Origin of the sequence: Micromonospora sp. NPDC049101 (assembly GCF_040648675.1) — a bacterium.
GTDB lineage: Bacteria > Actinomycetota > Actinomycetes > Mycobacteriales > Micromonosporaceae > Micromonospora.
The window spans coordinates 136,776-160,497 of sequence record NZ_JBEZED010000016.1; the positions used below are offsets into that span (position 1 = coordinate 136,776).

The 23,722-nt window shown below is 72.6% G+C and carries 22 protein-coding genes; 9 read left to right on the forward strand and 13 right to left on the reverse strand.

All coding sequences use genetic code 11. The features are described 5' to 3' along the window. Positions 1 to 73: 73 nt before the first annotated feature. Complete coding sequence (locus AB0B57_RS22800; RefSeq protein WP_357073129.1) at positions 74 to 1,045, forward strand: hypothetical protein; 972 nt, start codon at positions 74 to 76, stop codon at positions 1,043 to 1,045. 35 nt (positions 1,046 to 1,080) lie between these two features. Here the strand turns inward: AB0B57_RS22800 and AB0B57_RS22805 are convergent, their stop codons facing one another. Further along, positions 1,081 to 2,406 (reverse strand): MATE family efflux transporter, encoded by a 1,326-nt coding sequence (locus AB0B57_RS22805; RefSeq protein ID WP_357073132.1) that lies wholly within the window; start codon positions 2,404 to 2,406, stop codon positions 1,081 to 1,083. Positions 2,407 to 2,591: 185 nt separating this feature from the next. Between AB0B57_RS22805 and AB0B57_RS22810 the strand changes: the two genes are divergently transcribed. Continuing rightward, positions 2,592 to 3,431 (forward strand): hypothetical protein, encoded by an 840-nt coding sequence (locus AB0B57_RS22810; protein ID WP_357073135.1) that lies wholly within the window; start codon positions 2,592 to 2,594, stop codon positions 3,429 to 3,431. Positions 3,432 to 3,871: 440 nt separating this feature from the next. Here the strand turns inward: AB0B57_RS22810 and AB0B57_RS22815 are convergent, their stop codons facing one another. The 9 genes from AB0B57_RS22815 to rimP form a co-directional block, all read right to left on the reverse strand. Further along, the gene (locus AB0B57_RS22815; RefSeq protein ID WP_357073285.1) at positions 3,872 to 4,081 is read right to left on the reverse strand and encodes a DUF6186 family protein; all 210 of its coding nucleotides are present in this window, start codon (positions 4,079 to 4,081) and stop codon (positions 3,872 to 3,874) included. Continuing rightward, positions 4,081 to 4,488 (reverse strand): hypothetical protein, encoded by a 408-nt coding sequence (locus AB0B57_RS22820; protein ID WP_357073138.1) that lies wholly within the window; start codon positions 4,486 to 4,488, stop codon positions 4,081 to 4,083. Before AB0B57_RS22820 ends, AB0B57_RS22815 begins: the two co-directional genes overlap by 1 nt. A 103-nt stretch (positions 4,489 to 4,591) precedes the next feature. Next, on the reverse strand, positions 4,592 to 5,641 hold the full coding sequence (locus AB0B57_RS22825; protein ID WP_357073141.1) for a bifunctional oligoribonuclease/PAP phosphatase NrnA: 1,050 nt from the start codon (positions 5,639 to 5,641) through the stop codon (positions 4,592 to 4,594). After that, positions 5,638 to 6,138 (reverse strand): 30S ribosome-binding factor RbfA, encoded by a 501-nt coding sequence (gene rbfA / locus AB0B57_RS22830; RefSeq protein WP_357073144.1) that lies wholly within the window; start codon positions 6,136 to 6,138, stop codon positions 5,638 to 5,640. Before rbfA ends, AB0B57_RS22825 begins: the two co-directional genes overlap by 4 nt. A 125-nt stretch (positions 6,139 to 6,263) precedes the next feature. Further along, complete coding sequence (locus AB0B57_RS22835) at positions 6,264 to 6,560, reverse strand: DUF503 domain-containing protein (RefSeq protein WP_030489481.1); 297 nt, start codon at positions 6,558 to 6,560, stop codon at positions 6,264 to 6,266. A gap of 90 nt (positions 6,561 to 6,650) precedes the next feature. Next, positions 6,651 to 9,674: a translation initiation factor IF-2 gene (infB, locus tag AB0B57_RS22840; protein WP_357073148.1), complete on the reverse strand. Its 3,024-nt coding sequence runs from the start codon at positions 9,672 to 9,674 to the stop codon at positions 6,651 to 6,653. Between the two features lie 93 nt (positions 9,675 to 9,767). Then, the gene (locus AB0B57_RS22845) at positions 9,768 to 10,100 is read right to left on the reverse strand and encodes a YlxR family protein (RefSeq protein ID WP_357073151.1); all 333 of its coding nucleotides are present in this window, start codon (positions 10,098 to 10,100) and stop codon (positions 9,768 to 9,770) included. Positions 10,101 to 10,116: 16 nt separating this feature from the next. Continuing rightward, entirely contained in the window at positions 10,117 to 11,160 is a 1,044-nt protein-coding gene (nusA, locus tag AB0B57_RS22850; RefSeq protein WP_357073154.1) for a transcription termination factor NusA, read from the reverse strand. Continuing rightward, positions 11,157 to 11,846: a ribosome maturation factor RimP gene (rimP, locus tag AB0B57_RS22855; protein WP_357073288.1), complete on the reverse strand. Its 690-nt coding sequence runs from the start codon at positions 11,844 to 11,846 to the stop codon at positions 11,157 to 11,159. The genes nusA and rimP overlap by 4 nt, the downstream gene beginning before the upstream one ends. 155 nt (positions 11,847 to 12,001) lie before the next feature. Between rimP and AB0B57_RS22860 the strand changes: the two genes are divergently transcribed. The 6 genes from AB0B57_RS22860 to AB0B57_RS22885 all read left to right on the forward strand — a co-directional run bounded on the left by AB0B57_RS22860 (position 12,002) and on the right by AB0B57_RS22885 (position 17,680). Continuing rightward, positions 12,002 to 12,526, forward strand: coding sequence for a hypothetical protein (locus AB0B57_RS22860; RefSeq protein WP_357073157.1), 525 nt, complete (start codon positions 12,002 to 12,004; stop codon positions 12,524 to 12,526). After that, a complete protein-coding gene (locus tag AB0B57_RS22865) occupies positions 12,523 to 12,960 on the forward strand; it encodes a ferritin-like domain-containing protein (RefSeq protein ID WP_357073160.1) in 438 nt (145 codons plus the stop codon). Before AB0B57_RS22860 ends, AB0B57_RS22865 begins: the two co-directional genes overlap by 4 nt. Before the next feature lie 52 nt (positions 12,961 to 13,012). Further along, a complete protein-coding gene (locus tag AB0B57_RS22870; RefSeq protein WP_357073162.1) occupies positions 13,013 to 13,615 on the forward strand; it encodes a PadR family transcriptional regulator in 603 nt (200 codons plus the stop codon). Then, positions 13,612 to 14,346: an ABC transporter ATP-binding protein gene (locus tag AB0B57_RS22875; protein WP_357073165.1), complete on the forward strand. Its 735-nt coding sequence runs from the start codon at positions 13,612 to 13,614 to the stop codon at positions 14,344 to 14,346. The genes AB0B57_RS22870 and AB0B57_RS22875 overlap by 4 nt, the downstream gene beginning before the upstream one ends. Beyond that, positions 14,343 to 17,114 carry an FtsX-like permease family protein gene (locus tag AB0B57_RS22880; RefSeq protein ID WP_357073168.1) on the forward strand — a complete coding sequence of 924 codons (2,772 nt, stop codon included), beginning with the start codon at positions 14,343 to 14,345 and terminating at the stop codon, positions 17,112 to 17,114. Before AB0B57_RS22875 ends, AB0B57_RS22880 begins: the two co-directional genes overlap by 4 nt. Positions 17,115 to 17,197: 83 nt before the next feature. After that, positions 17,198 to 17,680, forward strand: coding sequence for a nitroreductase family deazaflavin-dependent oxidoreductase (locus AB0B57_RS22885; protein ID WP_357073171.1), 483 nt, complete (start codon positions 17,198 to 17,200; stop codon positions 17,678 to 17,680). A 198-nt stretch (positions 17,681 to 17,878) separates the two neighbouring features. On the opposite strand, the gene AB0B57_RS22890 is transcribed toward AB0B57_RS22885, so the two are convergent. Together AB0B57_RS22890 and map are read right to left on the reverse strand one after the other, a co-directional pair. After that, positions 17,879 to 18,592 (reverse strand): VIT1/CCC1 transporter family protein, encoded by a 714-nt coding sequence (locus AB0B57_RS22890; RefSeq protein ID WP_357073174.1) that lies wholly within the window; start codon positions 18,590 to 18,592, stop codon positions 17,879 to 17,881. Positions 18,593 to 18,647: 55 nt separating this feature from the next. Continuing rightward, positions 18,648 to 19,505 (reverse strand): type I methionyl aminopeptidase, encoded by an 858-nt coding sequence (gene map / locus AB0B57_RS22895; RefSeq protein ID WP_357073177.1) that lies wholly within the window; start codon positions 19,503 to 19,505, stop codon positions 18,648 to 18,650. 95 nt (positions 19,506 to 19,600) lie between these two features. Between map and AB0B57_RS22900 the strand changes: the two genes are divergently transcribed. Beyond that, entirely contained in the window at positions 19,601 to 19,915 is a 315-nt protein-coding gene (locus tag AB0B57_RS22900; RefSeq protein ID WP_357073180.1) for an STAS domain-containing protein, read from the forward strand. Positions 19,916 to 19,934: 19 nt separating this feature from the next. Here AB0B57_RS22900 and AB0B57_RS22905 read toward each other — a convergent pair whose 3' ends face one another. Further along, positions 19,935 to 23,594 carry a SpoIIE family protein phosphatase gene (locus tag AB0B57_RS22905; protein WP_357073183.1) on the reverse strand — a complete coding sequence of 1,220 codons (3,660 nt, stop codon included), beginning with the start codon at positions 23,592 to 23,594 and terminating at the stop codon, positions 19,935 to 19,937. Positions 23,595 to 23,722: the final 128 nt, after the last annotated feature.

A 23,722-nucleotide genomic window follows, 5' to 3' on the forward strand; every position in this document is an offset into this window, starting at 1 on the left:
CGCGGAGGGGACACCAGGACGTCGCGGCGAATGCGAAGATCACTCGCCCGCTCCCGTCTAGCCAGGACGACAGATGACCAGCGAAGAGCCCGACGGCCCGCCCGTCACCCCGGCCCGCCACCCGGGTGCCGCCGAACCTGAACAACTCACCGTGGCGGGCTGGCTGCGCGAGCCGGTGACCGAGCGTGCGCTGACCAGGGCGGAACGGCTGCGGCTCGGGTGGGAGCAGCACGCCGGAAAGGTGCTCGGCTGGACCGCCGCGCTGGTCACGCTGACGCTTGTCACGGTGCTGGCCTGGCAGGGCATCAACCTGGCGCGGGACGAGTCGAACTCCCGGCCGGTCGACGGGAGCGGCAACGCCCTCGGCCCATTCGCCGGCACTCCGGCGGAGACGTTCGCCGTGGGCGAGGCGGGGATCACCCTCCCGACAGCCCGGGCCGTCGCGCCGTTCACCGCCCCGCAGGTCGCGGACGCGCTGACGAAGGTCAAGCAGGCGCTGATCCACGGTCGGCTCGAGCCGTCCATGCTCGCTGGTGACCCCGCGAAGTTCATCGCCCTGCTGGCACCGGACGGTCGGCACCAGATCGACAAGCACTTCGTGGCCGGGGACAACCTGGACTACGCCACCCGCATCGACCCCGCCGCCGACCCGCGGTTCGACCCCGCGGCGGGCATCCGCGTCAGTGGCACCATGGAGTACCGGTCGGTCACCGACGACGGTGTCCGGAACCTGGAGATCACCACCCGGTTCCTGTGGGTGTACCCCTTCGCCCTGCCCCGACCGCAGGCACTATCGCCCGGCACCGCGCTCGTCACCATCCGAGACGAGGTGGTCTGGCAGGTGCCGCACCCGGACGACGTCCTGGCCACCTCGGCCGGCCTGTGGTTGACAAGCACCGACGTCAACGTGCTCAACGCGACCTGCGCCGCGATCCTCCGGGGAATGATCGACCTGGAGATCGGGTTCGAAATGGGCCTGCCAGGGGGATCGACCACAGACATCTACGACCCGAGGTGGAATCCCGACGAAGCAGAGACCTGCTGACCCCACCCCCGCTATCCGCGACCTTACAGTTGGGGTCAGCGGACGGCCCCGGGCACCGCCCAGCCGCCGGTGCGCAGGCGCAGCAGCAGGGCGACCAGCCGGATCACCACGAACACGGTGAGCCCGGCCCAGATCCCGCCCAGCCCGAGGTCGAGGGCGTACGTCAGCCAGATCGCCGGCAGGAACCCGCCGAGGGCGGCCACGATGGTGAGGTTGCGCAGGTAACGCACGTCCCCCGCGCCGATCAGCACGCCGTCGAGGGCGAACACCACCCCGGCCAGCGGCAGCATGAGCACGAACCACGGCCAGGCCGTCATGGCCTGCGCGCGTACCCCGGCATCGGAGCTGAACCACGACGGTACGACGCCGGCGCCGGCGGCCACGAGCAGCGCGAAGCCGACGCCGCAGATGCCGCCGAGCAGCCCGATCCGGCGGGCGAGCGCCCGCGCGCCCGCGTCGTCGCCGGCGCCGAGCGCGGCACCGACCAGGGACTGGGCGGCGATCGCGAGGGCGTCGAGCACCAACGCGGTGAAGAACCAGAGTTGCAGGGCGATCTGGTGGGCACCGACGGCGGCGGCACCGAACCGGGCGGCGACGGCGGTCGCGGAGAGGAAACTGGCCTGGAACGCCAGCCCACGGATCAGCAGGTCCCGGCTGAGCACCAACTGCTGGCGGATCACCCGGGGGCGGGGTCGCAGCGGCACCCGCTCGGCGGCCAGCGCCGCGGCGAAGAGCGTCCCGCAGAGCGTCTGCGCGACGACGTTCGCCACCGCCGAACCGACCAGACCCAGCCCGCCGGGATAGACCAGCAGCGGGCAGAGCAGCGCGGAGAGCAGGTTGGGGCCGAGCACGAAGAACAGCGGGCGTCGGGTGTCCTGCACGCCGCGCAGCCAGCCGTTGCCGGCGGCGGCGAGCAGCAGGCCGGGGGCGCCGAGGGCCGCGATCCGCAGCCAGTGGGCGGCGGCGTCGGCCACGTCGCCGGCACCACCGGCGAGGGTACGCGCGAGCGCGCCCCCGCCGAACTGCATGCCGATCGCGATCAGCAGGCCGACACCGAACGCCAGCCAGGACGACTGGACTCCCTCGGCCACCGCGGCGGCCCGGTCACCCGCACCGAAGCGACGGGCGGCGCGCCCGGTGGTGCCGTACGCGACAACGGTGCCGACCCAGGCGGTGAGCGTCATCACCGTGCCGCCGACGGCGAGCGCGGCGAGCGGCACCCGGCCGAGGTGGCCGACCACCGCCGTGTCGACAAGCACGTAGAGCGGCTCGGCGGCGAGCACCACGAGGGCCGGCAGGGCGAGCGCGGCGATCCGCCGCGGCGAGGCGGCTCGGTGGGTGGGGACGGCGGTCTGGTTCATCGCCGCCGATCCTGGCATGGCTGCGGTAAGGAGCACAAGGCTGCTGGTAACTTACGGGTCCACCTCGCGGCCGGCTCGGCGGACGTCGACGCGCTCCCTGTCCTCGGCATCCCGGCTTGCGGCGCTCACTACCCTGTCCGAGGCTCCCACCCGGGGGCACCACGACAGCGATAGGCCATCTGACAGTGAGCGACAGTTACCCTCCGCCCGACCCGAACCTCACCCCCTGGAGCGGCCCCCCGGCCCCACAGCAGGGTGGCTACCCGCCGTACGGACAGCCACCACCCCAGCCGCACTACGGCCCACTACTGCCGCCGGCGCCGAACAAGTCGAACAAGGGCCTGATCATCGGGCTGGTAGCCGGCGCGGTGGTCGTCATACTCGCCATCTGCGGCGCGGGAATCGGCATCCTGGTCGCCTACGGTGGCGACGAGCCCGAACGGGGCACGGCCGCCACCCCCACTCCTGGCGCCGGCAGCACTCCGGGCACGGGGGCCGTCCCCACGCCGGGGCAGGCGGATCCACCGAACAACAACTCGATGACCGCCCGCTACTCCAGCGACCTGGCGAACGTCTGCGAAGGCAGTCCGATCCTGAACGCGGCGCCCTACGGCGGCCCCGCCGGCGCCAAAGCGTACACGTTCTCGAACAACCCCGACCGACCGACGTCCTGGTCGTCGACGTACGTCCCCGCGAACAAGTCCTACTACGCCAAGAGCGCGGACTACCAGAAGGTGTCGGTGGTCGGCTGCCTGAAGTTCGTCGAGGGCAGCCAGGGCGCCCCGAAGAAGTGTCAGTACAAGGACAAGGCGGAAAAGCAGGTCAGCGTCGACTACGTCTCGTCGCGCTACACCCTGACCTTCTACGCGACCAGGACCGCCGAGAAGATCGGCGACGGCGGCACCGTGACCGCCCCGACGAACAGGTGCCCGAGTTTCATCTCGTACGACAAGACCACCATGCGGGCGTACGCGGCGCCGGACTCCGGCACCATCGAGGCGGCCCTGGACACGTTCCTGTCCTGAACGACTCGACCCCCACTGGCGGCCGGACGGTGACGCCGTCGGCGCGACGCATCGACGGCGTCACCACCGGTCGAGAAAGGTCACTGACGGGTGTCCATCGACGTCTGCAGGGCGCGGCGGGCCTGCTCGCGGGCGTCGTCCGTGGTCTCGGGCTTGGGCTTGTTCGGCATGGTGGTGGTCCTTCCAGGGCGCGGGCCACCGGCCTGCGGCAGCCCCTCACGGGCGGTCGTGCTGAGCGCCCCACGGCGGTCCGGGATTACCGGAGCGGCCGGCTGGGCAGCGTGAGCCCGGGTCGATCCGACCCTGAAGGGAGGCGGCACGAGGTGTGGCGCCACCACCCATGACCTGCGCCGCCACGCGGCACCGGCCTTCTCCCAAGTTATCGTTCAGGTTCACATGCTGCGCTCGTTTCCCGCCATTTGGACAGGCGGCGACCCGGCTCAGCGGGCCAGGAAGTGCCAGCCCAGCCACCACCAGAACCCGAACAGACCGATTCGGCCCACCGGCACCGGGCCCACCTCGTACCGCATCACGTACGCGCAGACCTCGCCCAGTGTGGGAATGCGGGAACCCTCCCGCCGGGCCATCCACTCGACCACCGCGAAGAGCACCAACGCGGTGAGGAAACCGCCGATGGCGAGCGCCCGCATCATCGCCGCACCAGCCCCCAGAAAGCGGCCAGCCAGGCGAACCACACCGCCGACCGGGTCAGCTGATCCTCCAGGAGGGGGTCGGCCAGCCGGGAGAAGGTGGGAAAGTCGTCACCGACGGCCAGCACGAAGGTCACCCCCTCGAAGACCCCGAAGACCACCACCGGCACCGCCCACCACACCGCCCCCGAGCCCAGCCGGCGCGGCGCCGGTCGACGAGGCACCCGATTGCTCAGACCGAGCCAGATCAGCACGCCACCGGTGCCAAGGGTGAACAGATTGGCCTCGGTGGAGAACGACGCGAACCGGCCGCCGACGAGCGACAGGCAGACGAGGACGGGAACGGAGACGGCGGGCCGGTCCCAGGCGCGGGGGGCCTCCACGGTGAGGTCGTGCGGCTGCTCCATCCCGCAATTCTTCCCGGTCTCACGGAGCGCGGGAAGACCAACACTCCCCGGAGCTGACCCTGATCTTCCGGACCGGGCGAGCGACGGCAGCCGTAGGAGGGCGTCAGCCGATCAACGCCGCGTCCAGTTGACCGCGGATCGACTCGACCACCTGCTCGACGGTGCCCCGACCGGTGAACCCGGCCGCGAACGTGTGACCACCACCGCCCAGCGTGACCGCGACCCGGCTGACGTCCACCGCGCCCTTGCTGCGCATCGACACCGCCCACTCGCCCGGTGTGACCTGCTTGACCACACAGCTCACATCCGCCTCGGCCGTGCACCGCACCGAGTCGATGAGCGCCTCCAGCACGTACGGACGCTGGTCGTGCCGGGCCAGGTCGTCGAGCGTGGCGAAGGTCCAGACGAAGCCTCGGCCGCCGGCAGCCGCCGGCTCCAGCCGGGCCCGGCCGAGCACCTCACCGAAGAGACGCACCGCCCCGAACGGTCGGGTGTCGAAGACCCGCCGGGAGATGTCCCCGGGCGAGATGCCGGTCGCCAACAACCGGGCGGCCATCTGGTGCACCGCCGGGGTGGTCGCCGCGAAGCGGAACGACCCGGTATCCGTGGTCAGCGCCACGTAGAGGCACTCCGCGATGGCCGGATCCACCACCACCCCGAGCCGGGCCAGCAGTTGCTCCGCCACCACCGACGTCGCCGCGGCGCCCGGGTCCACCAGGTTGACCGTGCCGAAGCCGGAGTTCGAGGCGTGGTGATCGAGCACCAGCGCCGCACCCGCCGACGACAACCGCCCGGCCAGCTCACCGAGGCGCGACTCGCTCGCCGCGTCGAAGCAGATCACCAGGTCCGGTGCCGGGTCGGCGGCGTCCGCCGGGACCAGCAGGTCCAGCCCGGGCAGCCCCCGGAACGGCTCGGGCACCTCCGGTGGCCCCGGGAAGGTCGCCTGCACCTCGCGGACCCCGAACTGCCGCAGACCCAGACCGAAGCCGAGCATGCTGCCCAGCGCGTCGCCGTCCGGGTTGACGTGGCAGATCAGCAGCACCCGGGCGGTCGACGGGAGAGCCCGCACCAGCGCCTCGGCGGCGGCCCAGTCCGTCTCGGCGGGGCCGACCCCGGCCGCCCCGGCAAGCGGGACGCTGGCGGTGCTGGTCACCGCGTTTCCCCACCCCGCGGGGCCCCCGTGACGTCGGTGGCCGCGTCGGCCTCGTCCGCCTCGTCACCCTCATCCGTCTCGTCGTCGACCCGGTACGGCTGCGCCTCGCCCGCGTACTTCGCCTGGGCGGCGAGCCGCTGCACCTCCGCGTCGGCGTTGCGCGCGGCGGCGAGCAGGTCGTCGATGTGCTTGACCTGGTCCTGCACGTCGTCGAGGACGAACGTGAGGGTCGGCGAGTGCCGCAGCCCGAGGGCCTTGCCGACAGTGCTGCGCAGCAGCCCCTTGGCACTCTCCAGCGCCGCCGCGGTGTCGGCCTGGGCCACCGCGTCACCGAGCACCGTGTAGAACACCGTCGCGTCCCGCAGGTCCGCGGTGATCCGGGCGTCGGTGATGGTGATCATCCCGAGTCGCGGGTCCTTGATCTGGCTCCGCACCACCGACGCGACCAGCTCACGCACCCGTTCCGCGTGCCGGCGTACCTTGGCCGGATCAGACATCTCGCCACCTCCACGGCGTCCTGCTCCCGGTCGACCCGGCGACCCGGGGCCGCCGGCCGACCGGCCAACATCTCGAACACTACCTTCGCGGCCGCACCGGTCGCCCGGCACAGCCGGCTCCGGGGTCAGTCGTCGTCCACGCCGTACAGCCGGCGGCGGACCGACAGCAGCTCGACCTCGGGGCGACCGGCCACCAGGCGCTCACAGGAGTCGAGCACCTCGCGGACGTGCGCCGTCTCGGCGGCCACCACGGCCACCGCCAGTTGCGCTCGACCGTGCAGGTCGAGCGCTCCCACCTCGGCGGCCGACACCTCGAAGCGGCGCAACGCCGCCACGATCGGCCGTACGTATGATCTCTTGGCCTTGAGCGACCGGGAGTCGCCCGGCAGCAGCAGGTCGAAGACCGCGGTTCCGGTAAACATCGCCCCGGACCATACCGCCAACCCACCCCGCATGATCAAGGGGTTTACGCCGAACGGCGTAAACCCCTTGATCAGCGTGTCACTGCCGGATCAGGCGCGAACCTTCTCCCGCATCTCGAAGGTCTCGATGATGTCGCCGACCTGGACGTTGTTGTAACCACCCAGGGTCAGACCACACTCGAAGCCTTCGCGGACCTCGGTGGCGTCGTCCTTGAACCGCTTGAGCGAGCTGATCGTGAGGTTGTCCGCCACGACCGCCCCGTCTCGCAGCAGGCGCGCCTTGGCGTTGCGCCGAAGGACACCGGCCCGGACGATGCAACCGGAGATGTTGCCGATCTTGGACGAGCGGAAGACGTCGCGGATCTCCGCGCTGCCCAGCTCGACCTCCTCGTACTCCGGCTTGAGTAGGCCCTTGAGCGCTGCCTCGATCTCCTCGATGGCCTGGTAGATGACGGTGTAATACCGGATCTCCACGCCCTCGCGGTCGGCCATCTCGCGGACCTTGTTGGAGGCCCGCACGTTGAAGCCGATGATCGTGACCGGCTCGGACGAGGCACTCGCGAGCATGACGTTGCTCTCGGTGATCGCGCCCACGCCCCGGTCGAGGACCTTGAGCTGAACTTCCTCGGGGATGTCGAGGTTGAACAGCGCGTCCTCCAGAGCCTCCACCGAACCGGAGACATCGCCCTTGAGGATGAGGTTGAGCGAGGTCTTCTCGCCCTCCTTGAGCTGCTCCATGAGCGTCTCGAGGGTGGCCCGACCACGGGAGTTGGCGAAGGACGCCGCCCGCCGCCGTGCCTGCCGCTGCTCGGCGATCTGTCGCACCGTGCGGTCGTCCGCCGCGGCGAGGAACGTGTCGCCCGCGCCGGGAGGCGCGGTCAGACCCAGCACCATGACCGGACGCGCCGGACCGGCCTCGGTGAGCTGGTTGCCGTTCTCGTCGAGCATGGCCCGGACCCGGCCGTGGGCCCCACCGGCGACGATCGAGTCGCCCGCCCGCAGGGTGCCCTTCTGCACCAGCACCGTCGCCACCGCACCGCGACCCTTGTCCAGGTGTGCCTCGATGGCCACACCCTGCGCCGGTCCGTCGATCGGAGCGGTCAGCTCCAGTGACGCGTCAGCGGTCAGCAGGACGGCCTCGAGCAACTCCTCGATGCCGATGCCGGGCTTGGCGGCCACGTTGACGAACATGGTGTCGCCGCCGTACTCCTCGGCGACCAGGCCGTACTCGGTCAGCTGCTGGCGGACCTTGTCCGGGTTGGCGTCCGGCTTGTCGACCTTGTTGACCGCGACCACGATCGGCACGTCGGCCGCCTTGGCGTGGTTCAACGCCTCGATGGTCTGCGGCATCACACCGTCGTCGGCCGCGACCACCAGGATCACGATGTCCGTCACCTGGGCACCACGAGCACGCATGGCGGTGAACGCCTCGTGACCCGGGGTGTCGATGAAGGTCACCGCCCGGTCCTCGCCCTCGTGCGGGACGTGGACCTGGTAGGCACCGATGTGCTGGGTGATGCCACCCGCCTCACCGGCCACGACGTTCGCCTTACGGATCGCGTCGAGCAGCTTGGTCTTACCGTGGTCGACGTGACCCATGACGGTCACCACCGGCGCACGGCTGACCAGACGCTCCTCGGCCACCTCCGCGTCGAGGTCGATGTTGAACTGCGCGAGCAGCTCGCGGTCCTCGTCCTCCGGGCTGACGATCTGGATGTCGAAGCCCAGGTGCTCACCCAGCAGGTGCAGGGTGTCGTCAGAACAGGACTGGGTCGCGGTGACCATCTCGCCCAGGTTGAACATCTCCTGGACCAGCGAACCCGGGTTGGCGTTGATCTTGTCCGCGAAGTCGGACAGCGAGGCGCCACGGGACAGCCGGACGATCTGACCCTGACCCCGGGGAGCACCCGAGCTCATGGTCGGAGCCGACAGGTTGTCGAACTCCTGTCTGCGCTGCTTCTTGGACTTGCGACCGCGCGTCGGCCGGCCACCCGGACGCCCGAAGGCACCCGCGGCACCGCCGCCACGGCCACGACCACCCGCACCCGGACGACCGCCACCACCGGAGGGAGCACCCGGGCGGAAACCGCCACCGGGAGCACCGCCACCGCCGCCGGGACCGCCACGGTAGCCACCGCCACCGCCGGCACCCGCGCCGCCACCAGGGCCGCCGCGGTAACCGCCACCGCCACCGGCGCCACCGCCGGGACCGCCACGGAAGCCACCGCCACCGCCACCGGGACGACCGGCACCGCCGCCACCACCGGGGCGACCAGCGCCACCGGGACCGGGGCGACCAGCAGCCGGACGCTGGCTCGGCATGGACGCCGGGCTGGGCCGCGGCGGCATGGAGTTGGGACTCGGCCGCGGCGGCATGCCCGCCGGGCTGTTGGGCCGGGGACCACCCGCACCGGCGGCCGGGGGCCGCTGCTGCTGGCCACCCTGGATGCCGAACGGGTTGTTACCCGCGCCACGCGCCGGCGGACGACCGCCAGGCCGGGCACCCGGACCGGGAGCCGGCGTGCTCGGACGAGCGGCCGGCGAACCGGGACGGGGTGGCATCGCGGCGGGACCCGGCCGAGGACCGGGACGGTTGCCGCCGTCGGCCGGAGGCTCCCGGCGAACGGGGTTGTCCCGCTGCTGCTGGCGGGCGGCCTGCGCGGCCTTGACCGCGGCCTCCTGCTCAGCCTTCAGCGCGGCGGCGCGCGCCTCGGCGGCCGCCACTTCGATGTCGTGGGCACTCGCCGGCTTGGCGACCGGAGCCGCGGGCTGCGGTGCAGCGGGCACCGGGCCCTTCGGCTTCGGGCCGGGCGCCGGCGCGGCCGGCCGCCGAGGCGGCATCGGCTTGGCCGAGACCCGGGGCGCGCCCGGGGTCGGGGACAGCGTCGGGGTCGGGTTGGAAGCCGGCGTCGGCGCGGGCGCCGACGGGGCGGCCGGTGCCGGAGCACCGGCGGACGCCACGAACGCGTTACGCAGCCGTCGGGCGACGGGCGCCTCGACGGTGCTGGACGCGGACTTCACGAACTCGCCCATTTCCTTCAGCTTGGCGAGAACGGTCTTACTCTCGACCCCGAGCTCTTTTGCAAGCTCGTGTACGCGGGCCTTGCCTGCCACTGCACTCCTCACTCCGAGGTCGTGCGGGCAGCACCCGCAGCGACCTCACTCGTGCACTTGAAGCCTGGTCATTTCAGGGACTTCATCGTGTGCTCATGTCGGTCGTCCTACCCTGCTAGCGACCCTCGCCCGGTCGGGCTGACCGGACGTAGTGGTTGGCGCATCGACGTGCTCCGCCAGCACACCGTGGTCGAGGACCTCGGTGCTGCGCAGCGCACGCCCGAAGGCGCGGCGGCGCACCGCCAGCGCGAAGCAGGCCGGATCCGGGTGCATGTTCGCTCCCCGACCCGGCAGCCTGCGGCGCGGATCAGGCCGGAGACTGAGACCAGCCTCGTCCCTGACCGCGATGATCCGCAGCAATTCGCTGGCCGGCGCACGTTGCCGACAACCCACACAGGTGCGTTCCGGCGTTGCGCGTCGTACCACTGGAAGAAGTCTACCCCTAGCTGCCCGAGATCGCGCCGCCCGGCTCCCGCACGTGATCAGCTGCCGCACGCGCGGCGGGGGCGGTCTGCTCCGCGTCGGACCGAATGTCGATCCGCCAACCGGTCAATCGGGCCGCGAGTCGGGCATTCTGCCCCTCCCGGCCGATCGCGAGCGAGAGCTGGAAGTCGGGAACCGTCACCCGGGCGGCCCGATTGGCCAGGTCGACCACCTCGACCCGCAGCGCCTTGGCCGGCGACAACGCGTTGCCGACGAAGGTGGCCGGGTCGTCCGACCAGTCGATAATGTCGATCTTCTCACCGTGCAACTCGCTCATCACGGCCCGCACCCGCTGGCCCATCGGGCCGATGCAGGCGCCCTTGGCGTTCACCCCGGGGGTGGTGGAGCGTACGGCGATCTTCGTGCGGTGACCTGCCTCACGGGCGATCGCGCCGATCTCCACGGTGCCGTCGGCGATCTCCGGCACCTCCAACGCGAACAGCTTCTTGACAAGCCCCGGGTGCGACCGGGACAGGGTGATCTGCGGCCCGCGCATGCCCTTGGCCACGTGCACCACGACACAGCGGACCCGCTCGCCGTGCGCGTACCGCTCGCCGGGCACCTGCTCGGACTGCGGCAGCACGCCCTCCAGCTTGCCGAGGTCGACGCTGACGATGCCCTTCTCGGTACGCGTCTCGTGCGCCTGAACCACGCCGGTGACCAGGTCACCCTCGCGGCCCACGTACTCACCGAAGTGCACCTCGTCGGTGGCCTCCCGCAGACGCTGGAGGATCACCTGCTTGGCGGTCATGGCGGCGATCCGGCCGAAGTCGTGCGGGGTGTCGTCCCACTCCCGCACCAGACTGCCGTCCGAGTCCATCTCCTGCGCGTACACCAGGGCTGCGCCCGACCTGCGGTCGATCTCCACCCGGGCGTGCGGTTCGGCTCCATCGGTGTGCCGGTAGGCGGTCAGCAACGCGGTCTCGATCGCCGCGAGAATCGTGTCGAACGGGATCTCCCGCTCGCGCTCGAGTGCGCGCAGCGCCGCGAGGTCGATGTTCACCTCTCCTCGTCCTCCACATCATCTTCGTCGTCGATGTCGTCTGAATCGTCGATCTCGTCTGAATCGTCCGCGTCGTCGAACTCTTCGTCCGGCTCGCCGAGTTCGGCGAGCCGGGTGAACTCGACCTGCACCCGGCCGGGGCCAAGCTGGGCGTACGTCCAGGAGGCGCGACCGCCGTCGGTCTCCAACTGCACGCCCTCGTCGTCGGCCGCGACCACCCGGCCGGTGAGCTGGCGGTCGCCGGCGGGCTGCTCGCCACGCTGGCCGGGCAACGCGGCCCCGCCCCGAGCGGTGACCTTGACCAGCCGGCCCACGTTGCGCCGCCAGTGGCGGGGCAGGGTGAGTGGCCGGTCGACGCCCGGCGAGCTGACCTCCAGCTGGTATTCACCGGCGACGATGTCGCCACCGGTCTCCTCGGCGGCGTCCAGGGCGGCCGAGACCGCGCGGGAGACGTCGGCCACGGCGTCCAGGTCGATCCCGCCGTCGGCGTCCACCATCACCCGCACCACGTGCCGGCGACCGGCCCGGGAAACCGTCAGGTCCTCCAGGTCGTAGCCGGCGTCGTTGACCACCGGCTCGATCACGGCCCGCAACCGCGCACGGCGCGCGGCGAGGTCACCGCCACGGGGACCCGCGCCGTCGCGGGGTCGCCCAGTCGACCTGGTGGCACGGCCACGCTGCGTCATCTCCGCACCCTCTCCCTGGTCGACGGTGATCGGTCGTCCCGACATGCCGGCACACCACCGGAGCGGACGCGCCGGTGGCTGCGCAGAGCGTAACGCGCCTGCCCGTCGGTGGGCCGGGCGGCGCACCGACGGCGGTGGCCCCCGGACCGGCGGGCATGGTGTTGACTTGCCGGGTGGGGACCGGCAGAACGACACAGCGCGACCAAGCATCCGGACATTCCCGGCGAAAGCTCTTGCGCGCCGGGGCGTTGCTGGCGCTCGGCGGCGCCGCGGTGCCGCTGACCGGCTGTGATCTTTTCGACCGTGATGACGAGCCGGCGCCACCACCGGACCCGCTGCGGCCGATGGTGGACGAGTCACTCGCGCTCGCCGCCGCGTACCAGGCGAGCGCGACCGCGCATCCCGACCTGGCCGGGCGGCTCGGCCCGATCGCCGAGGCGCACACCGCGCACGCCACCGAGCTGGCCCGGGTGATCGGCGTCGCCCTGCCGACCGCGGCCGCCACACCCACCACCGCCCCCGCCGCCGACCAGGCCGGCGCGCTCGCCGCCCTGCGCCGGCTGGAGAAGACCGCCCAGCAGTCGGCCACCGCCGCCTGTGCCGCGGCGAGCGCGGAACGGGCCGCACTGCTCGGGTCGATCGCCGCCGCCCGAGCCACGCACCAGGAGGCACTGAAGTGAGGCAGCCATCCGCCGGGGAGGCGCTCGCCTCCGCCCTGTCCGCCGAGTACGCGGCCATCTACGCCTACGGCCGGATCGGGGTCCGACTCACCGGGGCGGCGCGGGACGCCGCGCACCAGGCCGAGGCCGCGCATCGAAGCCGACGCGACGCGCTCGTGGTGCAACTGAGCGCGGCCGGCGGCGTCGTGCCGCCCGACCGCGCCGGGTACGCGCTGCCGTTCCCGGTCACCGACCGGGCCAGCGCCCTGCGGCTCGCCGCCGAGGTGGAGGAGCGCACGGCCGCGCACTGGCGGGCCGCTCTGGCGTCCACCACCGGAGCCGAGCGCAACCAGGCGCTGGCCGCCCTCGTCGAGTACGCGGTGCGGGCCACCCGGTGGCGCAGGACGGCCGGGCTGACCCCGCTGACTGTCCCATTTCCCGGTCGGCCAACCTGAACCGTTCCGTTCCGGTTGCGGTACGCATACCAGGTATGCATACTCCGTTGCCATGTCCATCCGTCACGGGTTGCTCGCCCTGCTCGAACGCGGCCAGATGTATGGCTACCAGCTGCGCGCCGCGTTCGAGGAGTCGACCGGCTCGACCTGGCCACTGAACATCGGGCAGGTCTACACCACGCTGTCCCGGTTGGAACGAGACGGTCTGGTGCGCCCGCTGCCGGAGAGCGAGGCCGGGCAGCGCCCGTACGAGATCACCGACGCCGGCCGGGCAGACCTGGCGCTGTGGTTCGCCACGCCGGTCAGCCGCAACGACAGACCCCGTGACGAGCTGGCGATCAAGCTGGCCCTGGCGTTGACCACCCCGGGGGTGGACGTCCGCTCGGTGGTGCAGGCCCAGCGCAGCGCGACGATGCGGGCTCTGCAGGAGCTGACCCGGCTGAAGTACGGCAGCGACCGACCGGAGGACCTCCCCTGGCGCCTCGTACTGGACTCGATGGTCTTCCAGGCCGAGGCGGAGGTGCGCTGGCTGGACCACTGCGAGACCAGTCTGGTGCGGCACCGGCCCAGCGGCCCGGCACCTCCCCCACCGCGCGCGGATGACGCCGATGCGCGGGACGGGACACGCTGGGCCGGCGAGGAGGCCCGACGGTGAGCGGGCCGGACGACGCGGTGCTGGAGCTCCGCGCCGTCCACCGCACCCACGGTGCCGGACCGGCGGCGGTGCACGCGTTACGCGGGGTCAGCCTGGTCGTTCGGCCCGGCGAGCTGGTCGCCGTGATGGGTCCGTCCGGCTCCGGCAAGTCGACGTTGCTGGCCCTCGCCGGTGGCCTGGACCGCCCGACTGACGGCGAGGTCCGGGTGGAGGGGCAACCGCTGGGGGCGCTGGACCGTCGCGGTCTGGCCCAACTGCGCCGCCGTCGGATCGGTTACATCTTCCAGGAGCTCAACCTGCTGGGCAGCCTGAGCGCACTGGAGAACGTGGCGCTTCCGCTGGAGCTGGACGGCACCAGTGGACGGCAGGCTCGCGGACTGGCCATGGCCGCGCTCACCGAGGTGGGTCTGCCCGCGTTGGGTGACCGCTTTCCGGACCAGCTCTCCGGCGGGCAGCAGCAGCGGGTGGCCATCGCCCGCGCGCTGGTGGGCGAACGGCGGCTGGTGCTCGCCGACGAGCCCACCGGGGCACTGGACTCGCAGACCGGTGAGGCGGTGCTGCACCTGCTCCGCCGCCGGATCGACGCGGGCGCCGCCGGGGTGCTTGTCACCCACGAGGCACGGCACGCCGGCTGGGCCGACCGGGTGGTGTTCCTGCGCGACGGCGTCCTGGTCGACACGACGGCGCCGCTGGGCAGCGTCGACCAGTTGCTGTCCGGCAGCGGCCGGTGACGATCCGCCGTCCGACGCGGGCCCCCGCTCCGGTCGACACCGCGACGGCACGGCCGGTCGCGCCCGGCGCCCCGGTCGGTCGACGGCGGTTCGCCGAGCTGACCGGCTCCTGGCGGGCGGCGCTGCGGATCGCCCGGCGGGAGTCCCGCCGGGCCCGACGTCGGACCGCCCTGGTGCTCGCGATGATCGCCCTGCCGGTGGCGGCGCTGGCCTTCCTCGCGGCGAGCTACGACATGGCCGAGCTGACCCCGGCCGAAGGGATCGACCGTCGGCTCGGCGTGGCCGACGCGGAGCTGCGCTGGATCGCCGACGCGCCGGTACGGCAGGACGAGGAGGGTGGCACCTGGTACGTCCGAAATGGCGAGCAGCAGCCGCCCAACGCCCGGGCCACCTCCGCCCAGGTGGGTGCGCTGCTGGGACCGGGCAGTCGGGTCACCGAGGTGCGCACCCGCATCCCACTGACCCTGCGCGGCCCGCGCCTCGACGAGGACGTGGAGGGGCGGGTGCTGGACCTCGGCGACCCGTTGGCCCGCGGGCTGGTGCGGTTCCGGGCGGGCCGGGCACCGCGGCAGCCCGGCGAGGTCGCGGTCAGTCCGGCGGCGCTACGCCGCCTGGACCTGCGCCTCGGCCGCGCCGTGGCCCTCGCCGACGGAAGCCGCGCTTACACCGTGGTGGGGGTGGTCGAGTTTCCCGACGATCTCGGAATGGTGGTGGCGCTGCATCCGGGTGCGGTGCCACCGACCGGTTCCAGTTCGGCGACCAACTGGCTGGCGGACGTGCCCGGCACCGTCGACGCCGCGCTGGTGTCCCGACTCAACGAGCGTGGGGTGGTGGTCACCACCCGTCCACCGGCCGACGACCGGAAGCGGACGTGGCTCGGCCCGGTCGACCCGAGCGGCACCGGCGGCCTGAGCACCGGTGTGCTCATCGCCGGCCTCGGGCTGCTGGAGGTCGTGCTGCTGGTCGGCCCGGCCTTCGCGGTCGGCATCCGTCGCCGACGGCGGGATCTGGCGCTCGTCGCGGTGGCCGGCGGGGATGCCGGCCAGCTTCGCCGGGTCGTGCTGGCCGACGGCGTGGTGCTGGGTGTGCTGGGCGCCGTCGCCGGCCTGCTGGTCGGCGTCGCCGCGGCGTTCGCCGGTCGTCCGCTGGTGGAGCAGTACGTCTTCCACGCCCGCTTCGGTGGGTACCGGTGCTGGCCGACCGCGCTGGTGCTGCTCGGTGGGGTCGCGGTGCTGGCCGGGGTGCTCGCCGCGCTGGCACCGGCCTGGACCGCCGCACGGCAGGACGTCAGCGCCGGGCTCGCCGGACGGCGTACCCCACCGGTGTCCCGGACCCGGTGGTTGGCCTTCGGTCTGTCGCTGGTGGTCGGCGGGGCGGGGTTGGCGGCGTTCGGGGCCGCCCGTATCTCCCCGGCGGTGATCCTCACCGGCCTCATCCTCGGCGAGTTGGGCCTGGTGTGCTGCACGCCCACGCTGATCGGCGCGCTCGCCCGGCTCGGCCGGATGTTGCCGTTGGCACCGCGAATCGCGCTGCGCGACGCCAGCCGCAACCGGGCGGCCGCGGCGCCCGCCATCTGCGCCGTGATGGCCGCGGTCGCCAGCAGCGTGGCGCTCGGTGGGTTCCTGGCCAGCAGCGACGCCCGGGAGTCCCGCTCCTACCGGCCGTTGGTGCCGACCGGCAACGTGCTGGTCTACGCGGGCGAACTGGCGCGGCTACCCACCCTGGCCCAGGTCGCCACCATCGCCCGGGAACAGTTGGGTGCCGACGCGATCGCCCCGATCAACTCGGTGAGTTGCGCGTCCCGGAAGGGTTACTGCGACGTCGCGCCGGCGCTCCCACCCGCGCAGGTATGCCCCTGGCAGCCGGGGGTCGATCTCTCCGCGGCGCAGCGTCGACAGGCCCGGGCCGACCCGCGTTGTCGGATTGATGCGCTGGGCTACGACGGCGGCTACGTGCAGACGGGAGTGGATGACGGGACCGCACTGCCGCTGCTCACCGGTGCGGACCCGGCGACGACCGCCGCCGCCACCGCCGTGCTGCGCGCCGGGGGCGTGGTGGTGACCGACCCGCGCTACCTGCACGACGGCCTGGTGACGGTACGGGTGAACCAGGTGGATTCCGGAACGGACGGGTCGACCACCACCGACCTGCCCGGGTACGCGCTGAGCGGGGTGGTCAGCCAACCCCAACTGCTGCTCTCCGCGTCCGCGGCCCGGCACCTCGGCCTGACCTGGTCGCCGGCCGGTTGGGTGATCGGCACCTCGACCCCGCCGGACCGGTACCAGGAGCAACGGTTCACCAGCGCACTGCGGCCCTTCGGCACCTTCATGGTGTCCGTGGAGTACGGCGGTGGTCCCCGCGACATCTCACCGTTGCTGCTGCTGCTCGCGGCGGCGGCCGGGGTGATCACGGTGGGGGCGGCGGGGATCGCCACCGCGCTCGCCGCCGCCGAGGGGCGCGCGGAGCTGACCACCCTCGCGGCCGTCGGCGCGGCGCCGGCGGTACGCCGAATGCTGGCGATCTGCCAGGCCGGAATCATCGCCGGTGTCGGTTCGGTGCTCGGCATCGTGGCCGGCCTCGGCACCGCCGCGATCGTGCTGGTCTCGGTCAACCGCGAGTACGCCAGCGACTGGCCGGCGTCCGATCCGTACCCCCTGTTGGTGCCCTGGCCCGTGCTCGGGGTCCTGGTGCTGGTGCCGGTGGTGGCGATGCTCGGGGCGGGCCTGTTCACCCGCGCCCGACTGCCGATCGAACGGCGGCTGGACTGACACCGGTGCGGTGGCCGGCCGGCTGATGATCCGGGCGCGTACGGGGGTGCCGCCGGGGCCGGGCAGGCGGCAGACTGATCGGCGTGTCAGCGCTGGGAAACATCACCCGTCGAGTCGGTCATCACCGCTGGTTCGGCGCCGCCGCACGCCTGCTGGTCCCCGCCGACCGGGTGGTCGGTCGACTCACCCGGGGGCGGGTGGTCGCGCTCGGCCTGATCCCGTCCCTGGTGATCACGACGACCGGCCGCCGCTCCGGCAAGCCCCGCAGCAATCCCCTGCTCTACGTCCCCGACGGCGACACGTACGTGGTGATCGGCTCCAACTGGGGGCAGACCCAGCACCCCGGTTGGGCGATGAACCTGCTCGCCGATCCCACCGCCGCGGTGCAGTTGAAGGGCCGGCTGATCCCGGTGCGGGCCGACCTGGCGTCCGGCGCCGAACGGGACCGGCTGTGGCAGCTGCTGGTGACCGAGTGGCCCGCGTACCGCACGTACGTGCAACGGGCCGGTGGCCGGGAGATCCACATCTTCCGGCTCGTGCCGACCGGCCCGCCGTCGGCCGGCTAGGGCGTGTGTCAAAGTCCTCGGTCGAGCCGAGGCGGAGTCCAGGCGGCGGTCCGGCAAGGCGGGAATTGGCCCGGATACCGGTGTTGTATCCGGGCCAATTCCCAACGCGGCCGGTCGTCGTCTGGGCCCGCCGCAGGCCGGCCAGGGGCTTTGACACACGCCCTAGGCCGAGCCGGCCCGCGAGCGGCCCGGGCCGCGTCAGAGCCCGCCCGGCATGCCGATCAGCGAGCCGATCAGGTAGGTGGCGCCGGCGGCCGCGGCACCCAGCAGCAGTTGCCGCAGCCCGCTGGTCCACCACGGACGTTGGGTGAAGCGGGCCACCACCGCGCCGGCGGCGAACAGCCCGAGCCCGCCGACGGCGAGGGCCAGCCACAACTCGGTGGCGCCGAACAGGTAGGTCAGGAGCGGCACCAGCGCGCCCACCGAGAAGAACAGGAACGACGAGATCGCCGCCGCCCACGGGCTGGGCTGGTCGTCGGGGTCGACGCCCAACTCCTCGCGGACGTGCACCCGCAGGGCCTCCTCCGGGTCGCGCCGCACCGCCTCGGCGACCTGGGTGGCCAGGTCGCGGGGCAGCCCCCGGGCCACCCAGGCGTCGGCCAGCTCCCGGGCCTCCGCCTCCGGGTGCCGTTCCAGCTCGCGTCGCTCCTTGGCCACCTCGGCGGCGACCTGCTCGTTGGCGGAGCGGACGCTCGTGTACTCGCCGAGCCCCATCGAGATCGCACCGGCGACCAGGCCGGCGGAGCCGGTGAGCACGATGCTGCGGGGCGACACCCCGCCGCCGCCGACGCCGGCGATCAGGGCGATGTTGGTGACCAGACCGTCCATCGCTCCGAAGACGGCCGGGCGCAGCCAACCGCCGGAGACGTCCGCGTGGTGCGCCTCGCGCAGCGCCGCTGGGGTGTCGGTCATGGCGCCTGCCCTTCGTTCGCGACTGCGGGACTCCGCTGCGCTGCGTTCCTCGCGCTCACGGCAGGGTCAGGATCTCGTGACCGTCGTCGGTCACCACGATGGTGTGCTCGAACTGGGCCGTCCACTTCCGGTCCTTCGTGACCACCGTCCACCCGTCGTCCCACATGTCGTACTGGTAGGTGCCGAGTGTGATCATCGGCTCGATGGTGAACGTCATGCCGGGCTCCATGATGTCCGTGGGGCGCGGGCTGTCGTAGTGCGGCACGTAGAGACCGCTGTGGAAGGCCTCACCGATGCCGTGGCCGGTGAAGTCGCGGACCACGCCGTAGCCGAACCGCTTGGCGTACGACTCGATGACCCGGCCCACCACGTTGATCTGCCGGCCCGGGACGACCGCGCGGATGCCGCGCATCATCGCCTCGTGGGTCCGCTCGACAAGCAGCCGGGCCTCCTCGCTGACCTCGCCGACGCAGAAGGTGGCGTCGGTGTCACCGTGCACCCCACCGATGTACGCGGTCACGTCGACGTTGATGATGTCGCCGTCGGCCAGGACCGTGGAGTCCGGGATGCCGTGGCAGATGACCTCGTTGAGGCTGGTGCAGCAGGACTTCGGGAAGCCCCGGTAGCCGAGTGTCGACGGGTACGCACCGTGGTCGCAGAGGAACTCGTGCACCACCTTGTCGATCTCGTCGGTGGTCACGCCGGGCTTGCAGTGCTCGCCGGCGAGCTGGGTCGCCTGGGCGGCGAGCCGGCTGGCGATCCGCATCTTCTCGATGGTCTCCGGCGTCTGCACGTGCGAGCCGCGCCACTGGGTCGGGCGCTCCTTGCCCACGTACTCCGGTCGGGCGATCTGGGGTGGCACCGGACGCATCGGGGACAGCGCGCCTGGCGTCAGCGGCGGACGGACGGTCATGCCATCAGCCTATCGCCGGGGCCGCTGGTGACCCGCGCCACGGGCGCCGCAGGGCGGTTGTTGCCCTGTCAGGTCGGCTGTGCCATGGTGGCAGCGTGGATCAAGGGGGAGCACCACCCGTCTTCTCCGCCAGCGCGGAGATCGACGGTGACCACCTCCAGGTGGTGGTGGCCGGTGAGGTCGACATGGCGACCGCCGAGACCATGCTCCAGACCGCGTTGCGCGAGCCCGCCCGGCGGATCACGCTCGACCTGAGCGCCGTCACCTTCTTCGACTCGGCCGCCATCCACGCCCTGGTCCGGCTCGCCCAGCAGTTTCCGGGCGTGCTCACCGTCCTGCCGTCACGGCAGGTCCGCCGGGTGTTGGAGATCTCCGGCCTGGGCGAGCAGAGCTGGCTGCGGCCGGCCTGAGCCGATCCGCGCCCTGCGGTCAGCCCCGCAGCTCCCGGCGCAGGGTCACTTCGGTGCCCTCCTCGGTGCGCCGCACCGACAGCTCACCCAACGCCCTGATCAGCGCCAGGCCACGCCCCCGGAAGCCGGAGCCTGTCGACTCACGCCACTGCCCGCTGTCGCGCACGGTGGCCGTCACCGTCCGGTCCTCGATGGCCACCGCCACGCTGATCATCGGCTCGGCCGGGTGGATCGGATGCTCGATGGCGTTGGCCGCGGCTTCGGAGACCGCCACGGTCAGGTCGAACACGTCCGTCTCGTCGACGGCGTGCGCGACGAGGAAGTCCTCCAGGCGCTTGCGCAGCACGCTCAGCCGGGTCGGGTCCGCCGGCAGCCGCAACGCGAAACGGTTCAGCTCGGCCGCCTCGAGGGCGAGGACCGCCACGTCGTCGCGGCGCGGACGCCCGTCGACCCGCTCGACGACCGCGTCGATCAGGTCGACCACGTGCTCGCTGGGGGTCGCCGCGTCGACGCGCAGTTGGGCCAGCGCCGCGTCGATGCCGAGCTGACGGTCCTCGATCAGCCCGTCGGTGTAGAGCAGCAGTCGGCTGCCGGCGGCCAACTCGCCGTCGACCGCCTCGTACGTCGCGGCGGGGATCGCGCCGATCGGTGGGCCGAGCGCACGGTCGTGCAGGAACGACACGTCACCTCCTGTGATCACCAGCGGGGACGGGTGACCGGCGCTCGCGTACCGCAGCCGGCCGGTGCGCGGGTTGAACAGCAGACAGACCACCGTGGCGAACGAGCGACCCTCGGTGGAGCCGACCAGCCGGTTGAGCCGGGTCAGCGACTCGGCCGGGTCGTAGCCCTCCAGCAGGTACGCCCGCAGCGCGTTGCGCAGTTGCCCCATCGCCGCCGCGGCCTGGACGCCCTTGCCGACCACGTCGCCGATGACCAGCACCAGGTCGTCGTCCTCGACGTCTATCGCGTCGTACCAGTCGCCGCCGACCTCGACGTCGGCGGTACCGGGCAGGTACCGGCTGGCCAACACCGCTCCCGGTAGCTGCGGCAGCGACCGGGGCAGCAGGCTGTGCTGCAGGGTGGTCGCGATGCGGTGTTCGGCTTCGTAGAGTTGGGCGTTTTCCAGGCGTACCCCGACCAGCCGGGCCAGTTGGGTCAAGGCGGCCTCGTCGGTCTGCGCGTCGTCGCCGGCCGGACGCCAGACCCGCAGCTCGCCCAGCGGTTCGCCGGCGGTGCCGGTCAGGTCGGCCACGAAGGACGGGTCGGCGGCGGTGGCGCCGCCGGTGTCCGCCTCGGACCGGGACCCGGCGGCGGTGACCACCACCCGCGCGGCCTCGGCGAGGCTCAACGCGTGCCGGGCGGCGACCTGGAGCACGTCGGCGGTGGACCGGGCGGTGTTCACCGCCACCGCCGCGTCGGCCAGCGCCCGGAGCCGACGGATGATCTGGCCGCGGAGCTGGCCCAACTCGACGTTGGCCCGGACCCGGGCGATCAGCTCCTGGCCGGAGAACGGCTTGGTGAGGTAGTCGTCGGCGCCGGCGGAGAGGCCGGCGACGGCCTCCGCGGAGCCGGCCCGCGCGGAGAGCAGCACGATCGGCACATGACGGGTACGCGGGTCCGCACGCAGCGCGCCGACCAGCCCGAACCCGTCCAGTCGGGGCATCATCACGTCGCTGAGCACCAGGTCGAACCCGCCCTCGCGGGCCAGCGGCAGAGCGGCCAGCCCGTCGCTCGCGGTGACCACCTCCCAGGTCGGGGAGAGCAGTCGGGTGACGTGCTCGCGCAGGTCCACGTTGTCGTCGACGACCAGGATCCGGCCGGCCGGTGCGACGGTCGCCGGTTGGCTGGCGAACTCGCGCGCCGGCTCGACGCCGGTCCAGAGCGCCGTCTCCGCCACGTAGAGCCGGGCCTGCTCGGGCTCGCCCGGGGGCAGCGGGTCGAAGGCCGCGACCCGGTCCGCGGGCAGGTGTGCCGACCCGAACGGGATGGTCACCGTGAAGGTGCTGCCCTCGTCGACCTGGCTGACCAGCCCGGTCACGCCGCCGTGCATCTCGACCAGCTCCCGGACCAGCGCCAGGCCGATCCCGGTGCCCTCGTGGGTGCGGGCGCGCACGCCGGGCACCCGGTGGAACCGTTCGAAGACGTGCGGCAGCTCGTCCGGCAGGATGCCGACGCCGGTGTCCGTCACCTCCAGCCGGGCCAGGCCGTCCACCGCCCGGACCCGCACCCGGATCTCGCCGTCGAAGGTGAACTTGACGGCGTTCGACACCAGGTTGAGGACGATCTTTTCCCACATGTCCCGGTCGACGAAGACCGGCGCCGGCAACGGTGGACAGTCCACCACCAGCCGCAGCCCGGCCCGGTCGGTCGCCGAGCGGAAGGTGCTGGCCAACCGGGCGGTGTAGCTGGCGAGGTCGGTGGGCTGGTAGCGGGCGGCGAGGCGACCGGACTCCAGCCGGGAGAAGTCCAGCACGGTGTTGACCAGTTTGAGCAGGCGCAACGCGTTGCGGTGCATCATGGTGAGCCGGTCGGTCTCGGCCGGGGGCAGTGCCGGATCGGCCAGCATGTCCTCCAGCGGGCCCAGCACCAGGGTCAGCGGGGTGCGGAACTCGTGGCTGACGTTGGCGAAGAAGTTGGTCTTCGCCAGGTCCAGTGCGGCCAGCTCGGCGGCGCGGGCCCGCTCCTGCTCGTAGGCCCGCTGGGTGCCGGCCGCGCGGGAGACCTGGGCGGCGATCAGCTCCAGGAAGTCGCGGTAGTCGGCGCCGAGCGGGAGCTGGCGGGCCACACCGACGACAAGCGCGCCGACCGTTTGGTTGGTCGCGGTCAGGGGCAGCACGAGGGCCTGGTCGGCGGCGTCGGCCGGCGGCGGGTCGAGCAGGTCGGCCACGTCGACGGTCGCGGGCGCGGTGTCGGCGGTCACCCGGGCCAGCAGCTCGGCGGTGTCGCCGACCGTGGCCGGGGCGGTGCCGGTGGACCCGGCCAGGGCGAGACGACCGCTGTCGTCGGCCAGGTAGATCAGGGCGAAGGGCACGTCCGCCCGATGCCGGCCGAGCACCTCGGCGACGCTCCGGCCGAGTTCGGCAGCGCTGCCCGTGTCGTTCAACTCGGCACCCAGCTCGGCAAGTGCCCGCAGCCGGCGCTCGCCGAGCACCCGGCCGGTGGTTTCGTTGACGATGCAGTAGACGCCACTGACCGAGCCGTCGGCACCCCGGATCGGGTCGTACGAGACGTTGAAGTAGGTCTGCTCGACGAAGCCGTGCCGGTCCAGCAGGAAGGGGTGGTCGTCACCGCGGTAGGAGCGCCCGGTGCTCCGCACACCGTCGAGCAGCGGGCCGAGCACCGCCCAGGTCTCCGCCCAGTGCTGCCGGGCCGGTTGGCCGAGCACCTCCGGATGTTTGCCGCCGATGGTCGGTCGGTACGCGTCGTTGTAGAAGGCGAGCTGCTCGTCGCCCCAGAACATGACGATCTGCGCACTGGAGGCGAGCATCATGCCGACCGCGTTGGAGAGCGCCGGCGGCCAGCGTGCGGGCTCGCCCAGCGGGCCGGTGGACCAGTCGAAGCCGCTGATCAGCTCGCCCATCTCGCCGCCGGCCGCGAACGCCGCCGCCAGCATCGGAGGAGCCTCCGGACCGGGCGCGACGAAGCGCCCGATGTCCGCACCCCCCTGGGCCGAGCTCATACAGCCTCCCGCTCCGGCCGGCACCCCACGACCGTTGATCTTTACCCGCCGTGCCTCGACTTGTACCCCAGCGGACCAGCAACGTAACGCAAGACGGCGGTTGGGCGCTGTTTACCTACGCGCGAGCC

Bases quoted from the DNA above. Each gene is read 5' to 3' on its own strand.
- AB0B57_RS22800 (WP_357073129.1), top strand. From the start codon at position 74: ATGACCAGCGAAGAGCCCGACGGCCCGCCCGTCACCCCGGCCCGCCAC.
- AB0B57_RS22805 (WP_357073132.1), bottom strand. From the start codon at position 2,406: ATGAACCAGACCGCCGTCCCCACCCACCGAGCCGCCTCGCCGCGGCGG.
- AB0B57_RS22815 (WP_357073285.1), bottom strand. From the start codon at position 4,081: ATGCGGGCGCTCGCCATCGGCGGTTTCCTCACCGCGTTGGTGCTCTTC.
- AB0B57_RS22820 (WP_357073138.1), bottom strand. From the start codon at position 4,488: ATGGAGCAGCCGCACGACCTCACCGTGGAGGCCCCCCGCGCCTGGGAC.
- rbfA (WP_357073144.1), bottom strand. From the start codon at position 6,138: ATGTCTGATCCGGCCAAGGTACGCCGGCACGCGGAACGGGTGCGTGAG.
- AB0B57_RS22835 (WP_030489481.1), bottom strand. From the start codon at position 6,560: ATGTTTACCGGAACCGCGGTCTTCGACCTGCTGCTGCCGGGCGACTCC.
- rimP (WP_357073288.1), bottom strand. From the start codon at position 11,846: ATGACGCAGCGTGGCCGTGCCACCAGGTCGACTGGGCGACCCCGCGAC.
- AB0B57_RS22860 (WP_357073157.1), top strand. From the start codon at position 12,002: ATGGTGTTGACTTGCCGGGTGGGGACCGGCAGAACGACACAGCGCGAC.
- AB0B57_RS22870 (WP_357073162.1), top strand. From the start codon at position 13,013: ATGTCCATCCGTCACGGGTTGCTCGCCCTGCTCGAACGCGGCCAGATG.
- AB0B57_RS22890 (WP_357073174.1), bottom strand. From the start codon at position 18,592: ATGACCGACACCCCAGCGGCGCTGCGCGAGGCGCACCACGCGGACGTC.
- map (WP_357073177.1), bottom strand. From the start codon at position 19,505: ATGACCGTCCGTCCGCCGCTGACGCCAGGCGCGCTGTCCCCGATGCGT.
- AB0B57_RS22905 (WP_357073183.1), bottom strand. From the start codon at position 23,594: ATGAGCTCGGCCCAGGGGGGTGCGGACATCGGGCGCTTCGTCGCGCCC.